This window comes from Tropicimonas sediminicola, from assembly GCF_900188335.1.
GTDB lineage: Bacteria > Pseudomonadota > Alphaproteobacteria > Rhodobacterales > Rhodobacteraceae > Tropicimonas > Tropicimonas sediminicola.
The window spans coordinates 702,297-722,762 of record NZ_FZOY01000002.1 but is presented as its reverse complement, the minus strand read 5'-3'; the positions used below and the strand labels follow the sequence as shown (position 1 = coordinate 722,762).

The 20,466-nt window shown below is 66.2% G+C and carries 15 protein-coding genes; 1 reads left to right on the top strand and 14 read right to left on the bottom strand.

Annotation, left to right across the window (positions count from 1 at the left end):
- Positions 1 to 65 precede the first annotated feature (65 nt).
- Positions 66 to 1,316 (top strand): carbohydrate porin, encoded by a 1,251-nt coding sequence (locus CHB86_RS07670; protein WP_089232404.1) that lies wholly within the window; start codon positions 66 to 68, stop codon positions 1,314 to 1,316.
- 693 nt (positions 1,317 to 2,009) lie between these two features.
- Here CHB86_RS07670 and CHB86_RS07665 read toward each other — a convergent pair.
- The 14 genes from CHB86_RS07665 to CHB86_RS07595 all read right to left on the bottom strand — a co-directional run bounded on the left by CHB86_RS07665 (position 2,010) and on the right by CHB86_RS07595 (position 20,429).
- On the bottom strand, positions 2,010 to 4,019 hold the full coding sequence (locus CHB86_RS07665) for an AAA family ATPase (protein ID WP_089232403.1): 2,010 nt from the start codon (positions 4,017 to 4,019) through the stop codon (positions 2,010 to 2,012).
- 350 nt (positions 4,020 to 4,369) lie between these two features.
- Positions 4,370 to 4,603 carry a helix-turn-helix domain-containing protein gene (locus CHB86_RS07655; RefSeq protein ID WP_089232401.1) on the bottom strand — a complete coding sequence of 78 codons (234 nt, stop codon included), beginning with the start codon at positions 4,601 to 4,603 and terminating at the stop codon, positions 4,370 to 4,372.
- Positions 4,604 to 4,751: 148 nt separating this feature from the next.
- On the bottom strand, positions 4,752 to 5,306 hold the full coding sequence (locus CHB86_RS07650; protein WP_089232400.1) for a hypothetical protein: 555 nt from the start codon (positions 5,304 to 5,306) through the stop codon (positions 4,752 to 4,754).
- Positions 5,303 to 5,560, bottom strand: a complete 258-nt coding sequence (locus CHB86_RS07645) for a hypothetical protein (RefSeq protein ID WP_089232399.1) — start codon at positions 5,558 to 5,560, stop codon at positions 5,303 to 5,305. The genes CHB86_RS07650 and CHB86_RS07645 overlap by 4 nt, the downstream gene beginning before the upstream one ends.
- Positions 5,557 to 6,939: a tyrosine-type recombinase/integrase gene (locus CHB86_RS07640; RefSeq protein ID WP_141134840.1), complete on the bottom strand. Its 1,383-nt coding sequence runs from the start codon at positions 6,937 to 6,939 to the stop codon at positions 5,557 to 5,559. Before CHB86_RS07640 ends, CHB86_RS07645 begins: the two co-directional genes overlap by 4 nt.
- Positions 6,940 to 7,259: 320 nt before the next feature.
- On the bottom strand, positions 7,260 to 7,592 hold the full coding sequence (locus tag CHB86_RS07635; protein ID WP_245837805.1) for a DnaJ family domain-containing protein: 333 nt from the start codon (positions 7,590 to 7,592) through the stop codon (positions 7,260 to 7,262).
- A 4-nt stretch (positions 7,593 to 7,596) separates the two neighbouring features.
- On the bottom strand, positions 7,597 to 8,502 hold the full coding sequence (locus CHB86_RS07630) for a DUF2950 family protein (protein ID WP_089232397.1): 906 nt from the start codon (positions 8,500 to 8,502) through the stop codon (positions 7,597 to 7,599).
- A 4-nt stretch (positions 8,503 to 8,506) separates the two neighbouring features.
- Positions 8,507 to 9,973, bottom strand: a complete 1,467-nt coding sequence (locus CHB86_RS07625) for a DUF3300 domain-containing protein (RefSeq protein WP_089232396.1) — start codon at positions 9,971 to 9,973, stop codon at positions 8,507 to 8,509.
- 118 nt (positions 9,974 to 10,091) lie between these two features.
- Positions 10,092 to 13,235 carry a valine--tRNA ligase gene (locus CHB86_RS07620; protein ID WP_089232395.1) on the bottom strand — a complete coding sequence of 1,048 codons (3,144 nt, stop codon included), beginning with the start codon at positions 13,233 to 13,235 and terminating at the stop codon, positions 10,092 to 10,094.
- A 179-nt stretch (positions 13,236 to 13,414) separates the two neighbouring features.
- On the bottom strand, positions 13,415 to 14,536 hold the full coding sequence (locus CHB86_RS07615; protein ID WP_089232394.1) for a lipocalin-like domain-containing protein: 1,122 nt from the start codon (positions 14,534 to 14,536) through the stop codon (positions 13,415 to 13,417).
- Positions 14,526 to 16,934 (bottom strand): ABC transporter permease, encoded by a 2,409-nt coding sequence (locus tag CHB86_RS07610; RefSeq protein WP_089232393.1) that lies wholly within the window; start codon positions 16,932 to 16,934, stop codon positions 14,526 to 14,528. Before CHB86_RS07610 ends, CHB86_RS07615 begins: the two co-directional genes overlap by 11 nt.
- Complete coding sequence (locus CHB86_RS07605; protein WP_089232392.1) at positions 16,931 to 17,587, bottom strand: ABC transporter ATP-binding protein; 657 nt, start codon at positions 17,585 to 17,587, stop codon at positions 16,931 to 16,933. Before CHB86_RS07605 ends, CHB86_RS07610 begins: the two co-directional genes overlap by 4 nt.
- 294 nt (positions 17,588 to 17,881) lie before the next feature.
- Complete coding sequence (metG, locus tag CHB86_RS07600) at positions 17,882 to 19,600, bottom strand: methionine--tRNA ligase (RefSeq protein WP_089232391.1); 1,719 nt, start codon at positions 19,598 to 19,600, stop codon at positions 17,882 to 17,884.
- A gap of 82 nt (positions 19,601 to 19,682) precedes the next feature.
- Positions 19,683 to 20,429 carry a hypothetical protein gene (locus CHB86_RS07595; RefSeq protein WP_141134839.1) on the bottom strand — a complete coding sequence of 249 codons (747 nt, stop codon included), beginning with the start codon at positions 20,427 to 20,429 and terminating at the stop codon, positions 19,683 to 19,685.
- Positions 20,430 to 20,466: the final 37 nt, after the last annotated feature.

Sequence of the window (20,466 nt, the reverse complement as noted above, 5' to 3'; positions counted from 1 at the left end):
GCAGGCCTCCCACCACACTCTGGTTCACGTTTTTCCACCAACGAAACGACAGGGAACAAAGCCCCGTGAAACCCACCCTCAAGTCCTACATCCTCGCGCCGACACTTTCCGGATTGTTCGCCGCAGCGCCGATGGCAACTTTTGCCCAAAGCGCCAGCAACCTCGCCGGCCCCGACTCAACGCCAAATGTCCTGGCATCCGACGCGGAGGATTCTGACGACCTGCTTGGTATCAACAAGCAGCAATCCTGGTCGGAGTGGAAAGCAGGCGTAAAGGAGCGCACAGGGTTAGACTTTGGGATCGACTACAACGTTCTGGGCTACAAGGCGTCCTCAAGCCTTGGAGAAGACAACACAGCCAGCGGTGCGCTTCGCTTCTTTGGTACTTGGGAATTGTTGAACCGGGGGCAGGCCAATTCGGGCAAGCTCGTCTTCAAACTTGAGCACCGTCATGCCTTTACAGACGTGGCACCGACTGACTTTGGCAGCGAGCTTGGCTATGCTGGGGCGATCAGTTCCGTCTTCAGCGACCAGGGCACGCGGATGACGCATTTCTACTGGCAACAGGATTTTGCTGAAGGCCGCGGCACCGTTTATGCCGGGTGGCTGGACGTGACGGATTACACCGATGTCTATGCCCTTGCCAGCCCGTGGTCCGGTTTCTCGAACCTCGCTTTCCAGACCGGATCGGGCACCATCGGCGGGTTGCCTGACGGATCTCTGGGGGTGATGGCCGGCGGTTTCTTGAGCGAAAACTACTATGTCGCGGCCAGCATCGTCGACGCCAACGGAGACCCGACCGATCCGCTTGCCGGGTTTGACACCTTCTTCAACGACTTCGAGACCTTCAAAACGCTGGAGTTCGGGTGGACCTCTGGGCCCGATGCCCTTTTCTTCGATAATGCCCACGTGACCCTATGGCAAATTGATGAACGCACGGCGGCAGGAACCCCCAGCGGGTACGGGGCTGCATTTTCTTACTCCAAAGCGATCGACAACACGTGGTTTCCGTTTATACGCGGTGGTTGGGCCAAGGATGGCGGCAGCCTCTATGAAACCGCTCTGAGTGCCGGTTTCGGCTACACGACCAACCCGAGCCAGAACATGCTTGGTGCGGGGCTGAACTGGTCCCGACCAAATGAAGACACCTTCGGGTCCAAGCTGGACGATCAATATAGCCTTGAGGTATTCCAGCAATGGCAATTGACCGAAGGCATTGAGCTGACCCCGAGCATTCAGGTGATCAAAAACCCGGCGCTGAGCCCCACAAAAGATACGGTTGCCATGTTCGGGCTGAGGCTGAGGGCTGCTTTCTGAAACGACTCCCGCCAATATGTTTCCACCGGAAGGGGCCCTGATGCACAAATCGCGTGAGGCATTCATCTCGTGAATCCAGCGTGATAGCTGGGATGCATGAGCAAACCGACTCCCCCCCCCCCCGCCTACAAGGCCCGGAACTGGCCGGCTGTCCAGACCCATTTCTATAGGCCACTTCTTGATAGGGTTTCAGGCACAGGAGGCCGCATTCCGAGTGCCTGATGCGGGCGGGTGCCGCCCTTTACAGCGCCCGGTGGCACGCTTGCTATCAGGCGCACTTCAACTGCTGGTGCGGTCGGCGAGTTGTGGGCTGCGGGTTTGTCGATCCGAGGTATGTGGGGCGACGTGGCGCTAGTTGACCGTCAGCACGGACGCCGGTGCCCACGCGCGTGAGAGGCTTCCTGCCGAGGATGGTGCTCCTCGCGGCGTGCTCCACCAGAAGAGGCCGGTCCGGGATCGCTAGACACCCATTCGACCCGCGTCGGTGCGCCCTTTGGGGCAAGAAACCAGTTCATCGAGGGGTGGGTCTCTATACATCCCCTCTCTACTGTCTGGGTCCCTGTCCACCCAGACAGAAATCCAGACATAAACCCAGACGCACATGGGGGGTGTATGGGACAGTAGAATGTTCTCGTCTTGTTTCGCCCGCTCGCCCCAGACAGAAATCCAGACAGCACCCAGACAGAAGACACTTCATTCCCCCATCGCCAGGTGCAGGTTTCCGTCTTCGTCCTCGACAATCACACCCCCCTCCAAGAGCCTGTGCAGAGACCGCTGGATGTTCTCCGAGGTGTGGTTCGGCAGCGTCCCTCGCAGCTCGTCCCGGGTCATCGGACCCTTCAACATAATCGTTTCCAGAATGTCCTTCCGCGCCCCTGCCTTCATCCTCGTCAGCATGTCGAGAGACCTGTTCATTGCCCCGGACAGCGGCGACCAGCGGCCCTCGTCTTCACGGCTGTGATCGAGGTTGATAGTGCGGTCCTCGCGCACGTCTCGGCCTCCTATGTAAAGCCTCCCCAGCGTCGTCTCACGCTCTCGGATAAGCCGCAGGAAACCGTCAGCTGTGGCGAGGATGCCCGCCGACCCGGAAATGGCATCGAAGTGATCCCCTGTCTGTCTCTGTCGTCCGGGTGGCGGCTTTCGCTCGTGGAAGGTGGCGAGGATGGCGACACCGGACATGTCGGCCAGCATCTTGAACACCGCCAGCATTTCCACGTCCTGCTCGTAGGCGTTCTTGCGGCTGTCCTCTCGCGTGCCGGACGCCAGCTTGAAGGTGTCGATTATCACCAACGCGACGTCACCGCCCACCGCCTCAATGTCCCTTGCGATATCCTTCGCCAGGTCCGTGGGGGTCGGTGATCCTTGGAACACCAGTGACAGCCGATCAGGGTCGAACCGGACGCCCATTTGCTTCACGCGCCTACGCAGGCGGTTCACCCCATCCTCGACGGCATAATACAGCACCCGACCTCGCTGCGTCGGCATATCCAGGAAATCCCTGCCGGTCGTTATCGCCTCCGCAAGCTGGATCAGCAGAAACGACTTGCCTACCTTCATCTGGCCTGCCAACGCCGTCAGGCCGGGCGGGATGCACTCATCTACCACCCACCGCAATGCACCCGGGTCGTAATTGAGGAAGTCGGGGCCGCTGATGATGCGTCCTTCGGGCTTCCCGCTCTCCTGCTTCTTGCGGGTCTTCGTCAGCAACTCGCCCAGATCTTCCGCTAGTCGTTCGCGGCGCCTCACCTCGGCCTTCTGCCGCCACGGCTCTATGTCGAACCCGTGTTCCCTGGCATGGTGCAGCAGCGTGAAGATCGTGACGCCCTTGTTGGGCTGCAGTCGCCCCCAAAAGTAGCGGTTTTGGGCCGGGTTGTAGTTGGCGTCGCCCGTCCTGATCCTGAAGAAGCCAGCGCGATACACTGCGCCGCTCTCGCTCCACTGGTCCCAAATGGTCTCCGCATCCCAGATGACGAGAACGCTCAAATGGTGCAGGGCCATCGATATTTCCAGCCACTGGGAGTACTCTTCGCAGAACTCCTTCGGCAAGGCTTTCAGCATTTCTGTCACAGCGGCTTGCTGGTCCTCTGGTGAAAGGTGGTTCAACCAGTGATCCTTCCACTTGCGGTCGAATTCGCCGTTGTGGGCGACCTTCTGCTCCGCCGTGTAGAGACCCGGGCGCGCCTCGTCATCGGCGGCGTCCCGGCGGGCGACAATGCGATCCACCAGACCATCGTCGCGCACCAACTCGTCCAGCTTGTCCGCCAGTTCCAGCGGCACCGTGAATGCACGGGCCTCCGTTGCAAAGAACCCCACGTCGTTTCTTTCCTTGGCGCTGCCCCGGTCCTCGTCGCCAGGCGCGCGGGGCATCATGATCCGCACCCCCTGTCCGGACGGGGTGACCGCATCCGGCCCATCGTAGTCGCCCAGCAGGTCGTCGGCCCAATCCTTGAAAGTGGCCCCGTCGTTTTCGAGGCACTTGTCCAAGTCGGCCCCAACATAGGTGCTGTCAGGTGCAGGCAGGTAGCCCAGCATCGTGGAGCCGCCGTTCAGCTTCGCCTTGGCTTCTTCAAGGGAGTAGGTGAAGGCCGACTTCGCGGCGACCGGAGATTTCCCTGTCGTCAGGTCCATCGGTATCTTGTCCGGCTTGCCGTTGGGCTTGTCGTTCGAGACGATGGCGAACAGGCCCCAGTGGTTGTCAGTCATCGCCGTTCTCCCGGTGCACCTTCCGCCTGGCGGTGGAGGCCGCCATCTCCTGGAGCAGCCAATCCAGAAGCGCTTTGCTAGGGGCCGGAGCCGGATGCCACTGTCTCCCGGTCACGTCGCAGACCCTAGTTTTGGTGGATGTGAGCCGCATCACGCCTTCGGGCGTCGTTACATACCCGAGGACCCGCCAAGCCCCCCCAAACCGCTTGTTCCCGGGCTGTCGGCCCTTCCGCCGCTCGACCACAAACTGAAAGTCATCGAGGCGCCGGGCTCGGTAGTTTCCATCGACGATCATCGGTCGGCCTCCAGTTCCAGTTGGAGCCTGGATCTGGAGAGCATGATCAGGTCCATCACGCGGCCCCCTTCGGTTCGAAGGGCTGGCGCCGCTTCAGCGCGTCAACGCTCTGGCGGGTGATGCGGGTGGACCAGTTGTTCTCGCCGAACTTGTAGCCTGCCAGTTCACCGGATTTCAGCATCCGGTAGACGGTCGCCGGGGCGACCCGCAGTTCGCTGCAGACTTCCTTGATGGTCAAATCGGAGGTTTCGCTCCGGGGCGGAACGCTGTGATCGGGAGGTTTGGGCATGGTGTCATCTCCATAGGATGTTTCGGGACGACCCCTTTCAATGCACACGACCTCCCAGCGCCCAACAGCAAAGAAGGGACACACATGTGTGTCCCTTCCAGAAAGTGTGGACACACATGTGTGTCCTGTTTTTTCAGGTGCTTCCGGGCTACCCGGTCGGCGGCTTCATTCCGTCGAGGGCGCGGTGGACCGTCTTGGTGCTGACGCCGAACCGGGTCGCCAGTTCCGCCTTCCACTGCGACTTCTGCATCCCCACGTACTGTTCCTCGATGGCGGCGGCGCGGATTGCGGCGGCCCCGTCTTTGGCAGTCTGCTGGCGCTGGGCGTTGGTGCCGGTCAGCGGTCGGCCATCCTCGGCGGCACGCTTGGCGGTGGCGGCAAGCCCCCGGATGGCCGGACGCACATAGTCCACCGGGATCGGCATACCAAGCTGCTGCACCAGCCAGTCCGGCGCGGGTTCCCAGGCCTCGATCTCCCCCTCGGCCATCGTCAACCAGTCGGCTTCGGAGAGGATGGGGTTGCCGTCCTCGTCATGGCCGATGGGCGTCAGCTCTATCCGAGGCTCGACGGACCTCGCATCAAGCGAAGACTGCAGGTCCCGCGCCAGCTTGTGGGCCGCGAACGCCTGCCGCAGTTCCTCGGCGCTCCTACCCGGGGTGGATGCCCAGCAGTTGGCGAGGGTGGGGTCTTTCGGCCCGGTCATGCCCGGGCCTCCGAAAGCAGGCCATCGGCGGCCCCCTTCAGCACGCGGATCAGGGCCTCCGTGAAGATCGGGTCCAGCTTCAGGCGCTGGGCTGTGATACATGCAAGGGTGCGTTCGGAGGCTCGGAACTTGGATCGCACGTCGAGGTAGACGGTTGGCACGGCCACTACGTTCGGCGGCACGAGGCCGTCGATGTGGCATCCGGTCATGAACCACATCGTCCAGTGTTCGGTCTTGTAGTCGGGGAGGCTCATGCTCGGACCTCGTCGATCAGGACGACGCTGCCGCCGGTCTCGATGGCGTCGAGCCGGTCGGCCCACTTCTGCCAGCACTTGGCGGCGGGCTGGTTCAACAGGGCGAGGTTGTAGTGCTTGTCCACGCCGCCCCGGCTGTGCGCCAGCATCCGGTCACGCATGTCGAGACCTTCGCCGCTCTCGGCGAGCCACGATCCCAACGCCTTGCGCAGCGTGTGGCTGGTGAACGCCTTCGGCAGGCCCAGTTCGTCGCGGCGCGTGGCCCACAGCTTCGACACATGTTCGCGGGTCGGTGCGGTCTTGCCGAACACCGTGCCGGTTCGGGTCGGCTGGCGTTCCAGCAGGGCGATGGCCTGATCGGACAGCATGACGATGTGCTGTTCCTTGTTCTTCATCCGCTCACCCGGGATGGTCCACCGCCTCTCGTCGAGGGATATTTCGGACCAGTCGGCCCCGCATACCTCGCTGATGCGGCAGCCGGTCAGCGCCTGGAGGCGCAGAATGTCGGCGTATTCGGGCTTCAGGGTGTCGAGACCCTGCAGCATGGTGCGCAACTCGCTGGTGCCCGGATGGTATTCCTTCACCTTGGCGCGGCGCGTGTCCTTCAGCTTGGGCGCGGTCATTCCCACGGGAAGCCGCTTCTGGGCCTCGGCCCAGTTCATCATGGCGCTAAGAGGGGCGCGGATGTTGTGGGCGGTGCCGGGCTGGGTGTCGATCAGGTGTTCGTAGCAGCCTTCCAGAACCTCAGCGGTCACGTCGGCGAGGGGCATGGCGGCGTGCTTGTCCAGCAGGTGCTTCTGCAAGACCTTCAGCGTCCGCTGCCATGAGCGGTTGCCCTTCGCCTTCAGGTGGTCAACGTAGTGGTCCACCAGCGCCTCCAGCGTGGTCTCGGAGCGCTTGTCTGCCGGAGCTGTGTTCCACCCTTCGGACTTGATGGTCACCCATTTCTCGCGCGCCTCGGCGAGTGTCAGGGCCGGATAGTGGCCGACGGTCTTCTGGCGCTGCTTGCCCCCGGCCTGAGACCGGAGGACCCACCGCTTCCCCCTCGTGGATGCGACGAGCATCAGGCCCGCGAACTGCGGGTCGCTGAGACGGTTGCCCGGCTTCAGCCGACGACAGGCCAGATCGGTCAGTTCCTTGGGTGCGTCGCCACTCGCCTGTTCCAGCGCAAGCTGCACGGTGCTGCGCAACTCCCGGCGGATGCCGGTTTCGAGGGCGACTTGCATCAGCGCCTTGGTGATGGCGCGGGGGTCGGTGCCGCGCTGGGCCGCCTCGTCGGCGAGGGTGGCAATGGCGGTGGTCAGATCGTATGTGTCGGTAGGTATGGCAGGCTTCCTTAAGCGGTGTCGGTCGTGTGGCCGGGTCGGTGCTTCCAACACCGCCCGGCACCCCTCCCATATAGTCGATCCGGTCGCTCAGCACCAGAGCAGTCACTGATCCGTCACTTCCGGTGTGTGATATTTGGTGAAGCGGCACGAAACGTCTGGGGGCATCCTGCGACGGAGAATTCCGCATAGTGGCCTGATAATGATTGGGGTTTCTGCTGGTAATCCGGGGCCTTGCCGGTGCCCGCCACGGAACGCCCGGTTGCAGGATATGTGTGCGAGAGGGTGCATCGCGCCGCAGACCGGCGAAGTCAATGCCGCGGACCGGACAGGCGACGATTTTTCGGACGAAAAATCGTAGCTTCGTGGCCGGCCTAGCGGCGCAGGAAGACGCGGCGCGCTTCCTGTTCGATGCCGAGCCGCATCTGGACCCGGGCGATTTCTGCCATCAGGGCTTTCTTTCGCGTCGGGTCCGTCTCGGCAGCGTAACCTTCCTGCAAGGCGAGAAGTTCTTTCTTGAGCGTGATTTCCCGGGGCAGCGCCCCGGCTTCCGCCATGATCCGGTGGCCGACGGCGATGCCTGTGTCGATATGCGCCGCCTCTGGCCTTTCGGGCAGGGGCGCGCCCTCGCCCGAAAGGTTCTTCAGCGAGCCGTCCGCCTCTGCCTTGCGCATCCGGTGTTCGGCGATGCGGTCCCACCGCTGCACGGCCTCACTCCACCTCGATCTCGGACCAGCCCTCGCCGGGGTTGAAAAGTTCGATTGCGGCGGCGACGGAGAGCGTGTCCTCGCCGAGATCCGCCTCGTAGATCCGGCCGTTCTCGCCGACCATGAAGGTCATGACGCCGGTCACGCCATATTCTGCCGGGACGGCCAGCAGAGCGTGGCCCGCCACCTGGTTGCCGTTGACGACATAGCTCATCTCGCCGCCTGGCGCGTCCGGCCCCTGGCCGTCGAGCACCTGGAAGACATAGCCGAGGTAGGGCTCCGGATCCGTTTCCTCCCCGGCCTCTGCATAGCCTTCGAAGCTGGCTTGCGCGACGAGGTCGCCGATCGGGCTGTCCTCGCCGGGCCAGTAGAGCCCGTCCCGCGTGCCCTCGGTCGAGATCACGTGCGCGGCGAACTCCATGACCCCGTCGCCGTCGTGGTCGACCAGACGGTAGGCGGCCTGGATCTCCACATAGGCTTCGAGCGCGTCGATCACGTCGAGTTCGTTCAGGCCGATCTCGCGGGCCGCGATCTCGTCGAGGCCGGAGGCCACATCGAAGGACCATCCTTCCGCGCCGCGTTCCAGCTCGAACGGGAAGGGCCAGTCGTCGGCACCGAGGACGATCTCGACACGGCCGTCCGCCAACGGCACGAAGCGATAGCCCTCGCCATAGGCCGCCAGAAGCTCGGCCCAGTCCTCCGCGCGCTCTACGTCGTCGTCGGGGCGCATCAGCTCGGTCACGTCGGGGCCGATGGCGTCGACCACCTCGGCGGTCTCGCCAGAGGACAGCGCCGCGACCAGGGTCTCCAGCGCGTCCTGCGGGGTCGGGTATACGGGGGCTTCCTGCGCCGAGGCAAGGCTTGCCGCGGCGACCAGGGCCGGGGCGAGAATGGGAACATGACGCGTCATCGTCTCACCTGCGCTTGATTTTCTTTGAGCCCCCACGGGAGGAGGCCTTGCGGACCTTGCTGCCGGAGGCCTTTTTCTTGATCGAGCCACTGGAGGGTTTCTTCGCCACGGTCTTCGGCGCCTTTCGCTGGACGGCCGCCGCGGGCTTCTTCGCTGGCGCCGCGGCCTTTTTCGCCGGTGCGGCGGCCTTCTTGACCTCCGGTCTGGAGCCGCCGCTGGGGCGGGAGATCTGCTTGGGCTTGCTGCCGCCGGATTTCTTCAGCAACTCCTTGCCCGCAATGGCCCCGGTGGCCCCCGCAGCGCCGGCCGCCGCGGCGCCCAGCCCGCCACCACCGGAAGCTTCGCGGAGCGCACCGGCATTTTCGGGACGCGTGATGTCGCGTGCGCCGGTGCTCGACGAGAGCTTCTCGCGCAACTCGTCGCCCTGGCTCTTGCCGCCGCCGGACTTGCGTTCGATCGGCAACGTCGTTGCGCCCATTTCGTCGCGCCGCGCGGCGATCTTGTCCTGGGCCTGGGATTTCCGCTCGGGGTCGGGCTTCCAGCCGCCGGCCTGGATCTTGTCCTTGTCGATGTCGATGCGGTTGCCGTCGAGCTTGATGTCGTCGGCGTTGATCTTGTCCCGATCGATATCGAGCCTGTCCCGGTCGATCTCCAGCCGGTTGCCGACGTTCACGTTTCCGTCGACGTCGATATCGATGTCGGGCTCGCGATAGATCGGTCCGCCGCCCCAACCGGCGCAGTTGCGGCAGCCCCAGTAATCGTCCCAATCGTCGTCATCGTCGAAGATCTCGTCGATCAGCGCGACGGTGCCGAAGGCGACGGCGCCGGTCAGCAGCGCATCTCCGACGCCATATTGATTGGTGTCGTAAACAACGTTCGGATCGTATTGCGGGACGTAGACGGTCTGTGGATCGGCGGGCTGGATCACGACCGTCTCCGCCGGCGCGTCGCTGGTCGAGAGCGTCGCGTCCATTTCCTCCACCGTGACAGATTGCTGGTCGCTATCGACCAGCGCGCCGGTCTGGATCGCCTGCTGGCGGAGCACCTGAACCGCGTTCATCACGTCGTCGCTCTGGGCCAGCATTGCGTTGCCGACGGACTCGGTCCAGTCGAGGTGCTCGGCCATCTCGCCGACGACGGTCGGGAAGGCCGTCGCCAGCACCGCGACGCTTGGGTCGAACGCCTCCTGCGCGATCGTCGCTTCGAGCGCCTCTGCGTCGAGCCCCTCGTTCTTCTCGAGCAGGATCTGCGCCTTGGCTACGTCCAGCGGGTAGGTCGAGGCGACCAGAACCTGGATCAGCAGCGTGTCCGGATAAAGCGCGACCGGCGCAACGAGCGTCTGAAGCTCGGCATCGGTCAGAAGGCTGGCGCTTTCGGTGGCCGGTTCGGCCGGGGCCTCGGTCTGGGCCATCGCAGGGCCGCATAGCAGCGCCAGAAGAGCCAGGGAATGGTGTAGTGAGCGACGCGTCATCGCGGCCTCCTCGTGGCGTCAACACTTTCGAACGCTAGGGGAGGGCGTGCCACCGGTCAACGATTCCGGGGGGATGCGGCCGGGCATTTCGCCCGGCCGCCGATTTCGCGGGGAGCGCTCAGCCGATTTCGGCCAGCCGCTCCAGGGCTTCCTTCAGGCGGTCCTGCTCCGAGGTGCGCTCGGCGAGGTTGTCGCGCACTTCCTCGACCACCTCTTCCGGGGCGCTCTCGACGAACTTCGGGTTGCCGAGCCGCTTGGAAAGCCCGCCGATCTCCTTGTCCAGCTTCGCGATGGATTTCTCCAGCCGCGCCTTCTCCTCGGCCACGTCGATGATGTCGGCCACCGGCAGGCCGAATGTGGCGCCGGGGACGGGAACGGTGATGCAGCCCTTGGGCATGGACTCGTAGCCCTGCAGGCTCGCGATCCGCGCGATCCGGGTGATCAGCGCCTCGTTGTTCTCCCATGCCGCCTGCGCCGCGGCGTCAAGCCCGGTGTGGACCATCGGCACCTGCAGCCCCGCCGGCACCCGCACTTGCGCGCGCGCCGAGCGGACGCCTTCGATCAGGGTGATGACCCAGTTCATCTCGGCATCGGCCTGCGGATCCACGAGATCGGCGGCGCTATAGGTCGGCCAGTCGCCATGGACCAGCATCTTGGACCCGCAGCCGAGGGTCTGCCAAAGCTCCTCGGTGATGTAGGGCATGATCGGGTGGAGCATCACGAAGCTCTGCTCCAGCACCCACCGCATCGTGGCGCGGGTCTCGGCCTTCAGCGCCTCGTCCTCGCCCTGCAGCAGGGGCTTGGCGAACTCGACATACCAGTCGCAGACCTTGCCCCAGACAAAGGCGTAGAGCGCGTTGGCCGCATCGTTGAAGAGATAGCCCTCCAGCGCGGAATCGACCGCCTCGCGCACCTTGGCCGTCTCGCCGATGATCCAGCGGTTGACCGTCGCGGCAGGTTTCGAGGCCGGGTCGATCGGGGCGACCGACGGCTCGAACACGCCGTTCATCTCGGCAAAGCGGGCTGCGTTCCAGATCTTGGTGCCGAAGTTCCGGTAGCCGGCGATGCGCTGCATGTCGAGCTTCAGCACCCCGCCGAGCGAGGCCATGGCCGCGTTGGTGAAGCGCAGGGCGTCGGCGCCGTACTCGTCGATGATCTCCAGCGGATCGACGACGTTGCCGGTCGACTTCGACATCTTCTTGCCCTTGGCGTCGCGGACGAGGCCATGCAGGTAGACCGTGTGGAACGGGATCTCGTCGACCACGGCGAGCTGCATCATCATCATACGGGCGACCCAGAAGAACAGGATGTCCTGCCCGGTGACCAGCACGTCGGTCGGGAAGTACTTCGCCAGCTCCGGCGTCTGCTCTGGCCAGCCGAGGGTGCCGATCGGCCAGAGTCCAGAGGAGAACCAGGTGTCGAGCACGTCCGGGTCGCGCCAGATCGGGTAGACCAGATGGGTCGGATCCTGGCTCAGATTATAGTCTGCCAGGCTCGCGGCCAGACGGTCCATAGCCTCGGCCCGGTCGGCGACCTCGACGATCCGCGCGGCATGGAGCGGCGCGGGCAGGGCGCCCAGGTCCTTGCGGAACTTCTCGCAGACCGCGTCAAGTTCGGCGGCGCAGTGATAGGTCGGCTGGGCGTGGTTGAAGGCACCTTCCTCGAGCAGGCGGAAGATCTCCACCTCGTCGAGTGCCGCGTCGCCCTCGTCGTCACGGAAACCGGTCGGCCAGATGTCGAGCCCGTACCACACCGGCACCTGGTGGCCCCACCAGAGCTGGCGGGAGATGCACCAGGGCTCGATGTTCTCGAGCCAGTGGTAATAGGTCTTCTCGCCGCTTTCCGGCAGGATCACCGTGCGCCCGTCGCGCACCGCATCGAGCGCCGGCCCGACGATCTTCGCCGCATCGACGAACCACTGGTCGGTGAGCATCGGCTCGATGACGACCTTGGAGCGGTCGCCGAAGGGCTGCATGATCGGCTTGGACTCGACCAGCGGCTCGAACTCGGCGCCGCTCTCCGGATCGGCCGGGTCGTATTCCACCCGGCGCACCATGACGGCGAGCCCTTCCTCGGTGATCTGGGCGACGACCCGCTTGCGGGCCTCGAACCGGTCCAGCCCGCGCAGCTCGTCGGGCACCAGGTTCAGCGCGTCGACCTCGGATTCGGTGAAGGCGTCGCCCTCGGCGATGGCCTGGGCGCGGGCCGCGGCGTCAGCATAGGCCGGGCCGTCCTCGCGCATGTGGCCCTTGGTGTCCATCAGCCGGTACATCGGGATGCCGCCGCGGGACGCAACGCCGTAGTCGTTGAAGTCATGCGCGCCGGTGATCTTGACCGCGCCGGAGCCGAATTCCGGGTCCGGGTACTCGTCGGTGATGATCGGGATCAGGCGGCGGTGCTCCTTCGGACCGACCGGGATCTCGCAGAGCTTGCCGACGATCGGCGCGTAGCGCGTGTCGGAGGGATGCACCGCGACCGCGCCGTCACCCAGCATGGTCTCCGGCCGCGTCGTGGCGATGGAGATGTAGTCGCGTTCCTCTTCGAGGATGACCTTACCGTCCTCGTCCTTCTCGACGTAGGTGTAGGTCTCGCCGCCCGCCAGCGGGTACTTGAAGTGCCACATGTGGCCGGCGACCTCGATGTTCTCGACCTCGAGGTCGGAGATCGCGGTCTCGAAATGCGGGTCCCAGTTGACCAGCCGCTTGCCGCGGTAGATCAGGCCCTTCTGGTACATGTCGATGAAGACCTTGATCACCGCCTCGTGGAAGTCGGGCGAGTTCTCGTGCCCGGTGCGCGGGTCGCCCGGCGCGCCTGCCATGGTAAAGGCATTGCGCGACCAGTCGCAGGAAGCGCCCAGCCGCTTGAGCTGGTTGATGATCGTGCCGCCGGACTGGCCCTTCCACTCCCAGACCTTCTGCAGGAAGGCCTCGCGGCCCATCTCACGGCGGCTGGCGTTGGACTTGTCCTTGACGAGTTCGCGTTCGACGACCATCTGGGTCGCGATGCCGGCATGGTCCTGACCGGGCTGCCAGAGCGTGTCGAAGCCGCGCATCCGGTGCCAGCGGATCAGGATGTCCTGCAACGTGTTGTTGAAGGCGTGGCCCATGTGCAGGGAGCCCGTCACGTTGGGCGGCGGGATCATGATGCAGAAGGTCTTGGTCCGCGTGGCGTTCGCACCGGCCTTGAAGGCGCCGGAGCTCTCCCAGGCGTCGTAGATCCGCGGTTCCGCCTCGGCGGCGTCGAAGGTCTTTTCCATCGGCATGTGTCTGGTCCTCGGATGGGTCGCAGGACCCTCTAGCGAATGCGCGGCCCAAGGAAAAGGCCGCGCTCCAAATTGCTGTAACGACGCGGCGGATCTTGGGGGCCAGATTGGCGCCGGCCCCTGTTCTGGTTCAAATACCGATCCCGGAGGCGCCGCGCGGCGACCGGCGGGCCGTCTCTTCATTCAGCCCCGTAACCGGTCATCTCCAGGTAGCCGCGGCCGGGGTGGCTGCCGGTGATCCGCACCGGCCCTTCCCAGTACGGGAAGGAGGTTGCCATCCATGCCTGCGGATTGAGGGCGTCGAGTTCGACCGAGAGTTCCCTTTGGGGCAACTCGACCTTCCAGCGCGTCGGAATGGCGGCGCCGTTCACCTCGGTCTCAGCAAGCGGCGTGAGCCGCAGCGCCCCGTCGCCGAGCGCCGTGGCGCTCCCGTCGGCGGCAATCCAGGTGGCCGAGGTGAAGGGTGGGCCTTCCCGGTCGCGCAGGCGGAAGCCCATCAGCTTGTCGCCGCTGTCGAAATGCAGCGAGACCCAGTCCCAGCCGTCCTGCGTCGGGGCCAGCGGCTGCGAGGACCATTCCCGGTCTAGCCAGCCTTCGCCCGTCACGGCAACCTCGCCCTCGGGCAGGTAAAGCGTGCCTGTGACCTGGTAGTAGGGCTGGGAATAATAGTGGCTGGCCTGGCCTTCGGGGGATTTCACCGAGTAGCCGCGTTCGCCGTGAAAGACGAGCGGACCGTTGGCGTGAAGCTCGAGGCGATAGGCGAAGTCCGACCCGGTCGCGCTCAGGGCCAGCGTGTCGTACTCGTCGGAGCCGCCCCCCGTGCTGGCCATCCGCCAGTCGTCGATCCAGGCCTCGAAGGGGGCCGCAACCGCGCCCGCCTGGCCGATGCCGCCCCGTGCCAGCCGTTCCGCGCTGAAATGCGCCTCGGGCGTGGTCAATCCGGCGTGCCCCATCCAGATCTGCGGACTTTGCCAGCCCTCGACCGGGACGCCCGCTTCCGGCGCCACGGCGGAGCGGAACAAGGTCCACTGGATGCCGTAGTCGCGGCCGTCTTCCCCGGAGAGGTTCGCGGTCAGGTACCACCATTCGATGCGGTAATCCGGATGCGGGCCATGGTCGGCGGGGAAGGCGAGCGCGGTCTCGCGGGAGGGCAGGGCGAACCCTTCGGCATCGGTGCCCAGCCCCGCGAAGCCCTGGGCGCCGGCTTCCATGGCGAGAGAGGCGGCGAGCGCCGCGAGGGCGGCGAGGGCTGACCGCCTCCGGCGGGGGTATTTGTGCCAGGAAGAGAGGTCAGCGTTCATCGGCGAAGACCTTGAGGAATTGCGAGGGCGCGGTTCGGGCGAGCCTGCGGGTGGGCAGGGCGGCCGCCAGTGCGGCAGCGGCAAGGGCGAGGGCGAAGAGCGCGCCCCATTGGCCGGGAAACAGGAACATCGGCAGGCGCCAGCCGAAGGCCTCGACATTGACCACCGCCAGCAGGCACCAGGCCAGCGCCAGCCCCACCGGCAGGGCGGCGAGGAAGGTCAGAGTGGCGAGCGCGAGGGTGCGCAGGATCTCCAGCCGCGCGAGCCGGCGGCGGGTCAGGCCGAGCGCCCAGACCGGGGCGAGCTGCGGCAGGCGCATGGTCGACAGCGTGAGCAGGGCGGTCAGGATCGCGAAGCCCGCGACCGAGAGGGTCAGCACGTTCAGGGCGCCGGTCACGGTGAAGGTGCGCTCGAAGATCTGCAGCGACGTGGCCTTGAGCCGCGCCTGGTCGATCAGGTTGGCTTCGGGCAGGCCGTAGTCCTCGAGGAGGGCCCTGCGCAGGGCGTCCGGATCGGCGGTGACGATGCCGTGGCGAAGCTTGGACACATCCGGGTGATGGGCGAGCAGGGCTTCGCGCGCGACGACGGCCTGCCCGATCGGGTTGCCGTAGTCGGAGTAGACGCCGCTGATCGGCAGTTCCCAGTCAGGCCCGAGGGCGAGCGGCGCGCCGAGCCGCAGGTTCTCGCGGCGGGCGAGCTGTTCGTTGATCAGGACGCCGCGCCCCTCCATCACCGCGTCCCAGGTGTCGGGCGTGGAACGCAGGAGCGGCCAGTGGTCGCGATAGACCGCGTGGTCGATGATGCCATAGAGCTCGCCCGGGGCGCCGGCGAGGGGCAGGTCGACAGGCCAGATCGGCAGCACCGCATCGGCACGGGGGGCGAGCCAGGCGCGCAGCGCCTCGCCGTCGGCCTCGCTGCGGGCGGTGACGTAGAGATCCGAGACAAGCCGCTGGTCGAGCCATCCGGTGAAGCTGAGTCGGAAGGAGGAGACCATGGTGGAGACGCCGATATTGGTCGCAAGCGCGAGGAGCAGCGACATCAGGGCGAGCGACAGGCCGGGCATCTGCTGCCGCGTGTCGGCCCAGAACCACTGCGCGAGCGGGCCGCGGGCGAGCCTTGCGCCGAGGCCGAGCGCCGCGGCAAGCAGGCGCGGCAGGATCAGAGCGGACCCGAGCAGAAGGCCGCCAAGCAGGGCGAAGCCGGCCACCAGGCCGTCGGCGAAGATAGCCGCCAGGATGCCGGCGGCCAGGAGGGCGAGGCCCGCGAACGCCTGCCGCCGCAAAGCGCGGGCGGAGACGGTTGCCCAGGCGCGGGGCTGTGCCGAGGCCAGCAGCGGCATGCGGTGCACGGTCAGCAGTCCATGCGCCGCCGCCACCAGCGCACCGGTCTCCGCAATGGCGAGGCCGGCGAGCGCCCAGCCGGGATCGAAGCTCAGCACGCCGCGGACATCGGCTCCGTAGAGACCGCGCAAGGTGGCCGCGACGTCGGGCAGCAGGGCGCCGGCGATCAGGTAGCCCAGCAGGAGGCCGAAGCCGCCGGCGAGCAGTGCCAGCAGCAGGACTTCGGCGAGCAGGAGGGTCAGCAGGCTGCGTGCGGGCAGGCCAAGGGCGCGCAGGGTTCGGAACATCGGGCGGCGCTGTTCGAAGGCGAGCCCGATCGCGCCGTGGACGATGAAAAGGCCAACCGCGAAGGACAGCAGGCCAAAGGCGGTCAGGTTGAGGTGGAAGCTGTCGGTCAGCCGCGCGATGTCTCCCTGTTCCTGCGGCGGGCTGAGGGTGAGGCCGGAGGCAAGCTGATCAAGGGGGCGTTGGTTGGCGGGCTGATCCGGCAGGACAAGGAGCCGGTCGATCTGCCCGGGTGTGCCCAACAGGGTCTCGGCCGTGCCGATATCGGTGAAGAGGCGGCCGGGAGGGATGGCGGGATCCGGGATCAGCCGGGGCAACCCCTCGGTTTCCTTCAGCAGGCGCGCGGTTTCCGGGGCGACAAAGCCGACGCCGGGCGGGCGCAGCAGGTCGAGCGGTGTGGTGCCGGCGCCGGCGCTGAGGTCGGTGGGCAGGAGACCGGGCGGGGCGGTGAGCAGTTCGAGGCCGGTGACTTGCAGACGTATATCGCCGCGCTGCAGGCGGCCTTCGACTAATGGGGAGACCAGCCAGCCGCCGCGCCTGAGCGCGACATAGGTGGCAACGGAGAGTGGGCCATCTGTGTGCGTGAGGCTCGCATAGCTGCCGATGCCGAGCGTGGAGGCGGCCTGGTCATAGCTCCGGCGCGCCTCGCCGTTGATCGCCTGCACGGCAGACCAGAGCGCCGTGGCGAGCGCCAGCCCCGCCAGAAGGGTGAAGAGCTGGAGCGGCTGACGGCGCCAGTGCGACAGCAGTGCCGCGAGGGCCGCGCGCCTCATGCCAGCCGCCCGCGGCTCAGGTGCAGGCGGCGAGCCAACCCGGAGGCGAGCCGCTCGGAATGGGTGACCACGAGCAGGCTGGCACGGGTCTCGGCGACGAGTTCCAGGATCAGCTCGAAGACCTGCCCGGCCGTACGCTCGTCGAGGTTGCCGGTCGGTTCGTCGGCGAGGAGCGCGCTCGGACGTGGCGCCAGCGCGCGGCCGATCGCGACGCGTTGCTGCTGGCCGCCCGAGAGCTGTTCCGGGTAGCGGTCGGTCAGGTCAGCGAGGCCCAGCCGATGGACCAGTTCGGCCGACCATTCCGGGTCATGGCGCCCGGCGAGGCGGGCCTGAAAATCGAGGTTGCCAGCGACGGTAAGCGACGGGATCAGGTTGAACTGCTGGAAAATCAGGCCGATCCGGTCCCTGCGGACGGCGGCACGACCGGCGTCGCCCAACCCGGTCACCTCGGTGCCGTCGAGCCGGATCGAACCGGCGTCGGGCAGGTCGAGTGTGGCGAGCAGGTGCAGCAGCGTGCTCTTGCCGGAGCCGGACTCGCCGGTGAGGGCGAGGGTCTCACCCGGGGCGAGGGTGAGCGACACGTCCTCCAGAACCGGCTGGGGGCCGTCGGTGGTGTGATAGGACTTGCTCAGCCCGGCTGCCTCGATCCGCATCTTCGATCCTTCTTGCTCTTCGGCCCAGAGGTAGCCCGGTGCGGGCGGCAGGAAAAGAGAGGCGAGGGCCGCGCCGCGGATCGGTCGAGCCGGGCGGGGGCGGCTCCCGCCGACGGGACGGCGCGCTGGCGCGCTTGCCCGCCGTTGGGCGTGGCAGGCCTGCGGCCTGCCGGTCCCGGCACGACGGCCGTGGTTCGGGGCCCAACGCCGAGCGCCCGCCTCGGGCGGGCGACGAGGGGGCGGGAGCGCCATCGTTGCGGCCGCGACGCCGCGGATCGGGATGCCCGGTCGGCGTCAGCCCCGGGTGCCGGCGTAGCTGCTTTCCCATTCTTCGCGCTGTTCGTCGGTGATCTTGGCGAACAGCGTATCCGGCACGGCAAAGCCATGGCCCGGCGCGAGCACTTCCAGCGCGGGACCCATGCTTTCGGGCCAATCCGTGACATCGGTCTGCATCGACTCGAGGAGCTTCGCGGACGCGTCGGGAATGAAGGGGGCCGAGATCACGGCATAGACGCGGATCAGGTTCAGCGCCAGCCGGACGTCGGCCGCGGCGCGTTCCGGGTCGGTCTTGAAGCTCGTCCAGGGCGCGGCCGTCTGCAGGAACTCGTTGCCCGCGACCCAGATCGCGCGGAGTTCGGCAGCGGCCTTGCGCACCTCGATCGCTTCCATGTGCCCGTTGTAGGCCGCAAGACGCGCGTCGAGATCGGCGATCAGCTTCGCGCCCTCCGGCGTCACCTCGCCGCCGGCAGGGATCTCCTCGCCGAACTTGGAGCGGCAGAACTTGGTCACCCTGCTCACGAAATTGCCCAGCACATCGGCGAGGTCCTTGTTCACGCCGGCCTGGAATTTCTCCCAGGTGAACTCGCTGTCCGAGGTCTCCGGCGCATTGGAGAGCAGCCACCAGCGCCAGTAATCGGCGGGCAGGATATCCAGCGCCTGGTCCTGGAAGATTCCTCGGCCCTGGCTGGTCGAGAACTGCCCGCCGTCGTAGTTCAGGTAGTTGAACGACTTGATGTAGTCGACGAGCTTCCACGGGTCGCGGCTGCCGATCAGCGTCGAAGGGAAGGAGAGCGTGTGGAAGGGCACGTTGTCCTTGCCCATGAACTGCACGTAACGCACATCCCCGGCGCCCGCATCGGTGCGCCACCAGCGCCACCAGTCCTCCTCGTCCTTGCCCTGGGCCTCGGCCCATTCGGCGGCGCAGGCGATGTATTCGATCGGCGCGTCGAACCAGACGTAGAAGACCTTGCCCTCCATGCCGGGCCAGTCCTCTTCGCCCTTGCGAACGGCAATGCCCCAGTTGAGGTCGCGGGTGATGCCGCGGTCCTGCAGGCCGTCGCCGTCGTGCAGCCATTTCTTGGCGATGGAGGTGGTCAGCACCGGCCAGTCGGACTTGCTGTCGATCCAGGCGTCGAGTTCGTCCTTCAGCTCCGACTGGCGCAGGTAGAGGTGCTTGGTCTCGCGCACCTCGAGGTCGGTCGAGCCGGAGATCGCGGAGCGCGGCTCCAGCAGGTCGGTCGGGTCGAGCTGCTTGGTGCAGTTCTCGCACTGGTCGCCGCGAGCCTTGTCGTAGCCGCAGTTGGGGCAGGTGCCCTCGATGTAGCGGTCGGGCAGGAAGCGGCCATCGGCGGGCGAGTAGACCATCTTCTCGGAAACCTCCGAGATGAAGCCGTTCTCGGCCAGCCGGCCGGCGAAATACTGCGTCAGCCGGTGGTTCTGCGGGCTCGAGGAGCGGCCGAAGTGATCGAAGCTCAGGCGGAACCCGGCGGCGAGCTTGGCCTGGGTGCGGTGCATCTGCGCGCAATAGGCATCGACCGGCATCGCGGCCTTGGCGGCGGCGAGCTCCGCCGGCGTGCCGTGCTCGTCCGTGGCGCAGAGAAACAGGACCTCGTGGCCCCGGGCCCGGCAGTAGCGGGCATAGAGATCGGCCGGCAGCTGGCTTCCCACGAGGTTGCCCAGATGCTTGATGCCGTTGATGTAGGGTAGCGCTGAAGTGATGAGAATTCGCGACATGCCTGGCCTGCTCCGTTACCGACGGAGGTCGCTTTAGCCGATGCACCGGCGAAGCGCCACCGCCCAGTTCGGCGGAGGCGTCTCAGTCGCAATCGCAGGGCGCGCCGCCCAGCTCCGGCAGCATGTGCAGGATCGCGATCACGCCTTCCGCATTCAGATCCACGCTGCCCCGGATCACGAACCCGAGCTGTCCGTCGCCGAAATCCCGGAAGCCGCCTTGCGCGATATGGGCGTCGAGGGCCTTCAGCGCATCGGGCATGTCGAGGCACATGTCGGTGTCGGCCAGTTCGGCATTGAGGTCCTCGCGCACGGTCTGTGACACTCTCTCGGTCAGGTTGAGAAGGTTCATGACGCCGCCGATCAGCCCGCTCGGGTCGATGGTCAGTTCCTCCAGGCTGGCGAAGAGGCAATTGTTGCGGATCTGACCGTGCAGCAGCGCGTCGACCTGGGTGATGTTGCTGATGGTGCGGCGCCGGGTGTCGAAATCCCCCTCGGCATCGCAGCGGTAGCGGATGAGCTGGACCCGTCCGAGCAGCCGGATGTGGTCGCCTTCGGAGCGGGCCTTGTCGAGCTGGAGGGCGATGCGCTGTTCGCAGGTGTCCTGCACGACACCGGACAGGAGCGCCGGAATGTTCACCTGGACCGCCCGGAGGTTGCCCGCCACCTTGACCGCGATCTTCGAGCGGCTGGCGGGTTCGAGATAGACCTCCATGAAGATCGGCATCCGGTGGCCGTTGATCTCGACCCGCTCGGTAAAGGTCATAGGCTGGGCCGCCCCAGCCGGGGCAACCGATGCTGCAAGCAAGGCTGCTGCCAGGAAGTACTTCATCGCCGCCCTCCGTCCCGTATCAGGATGGAAAGGCTGC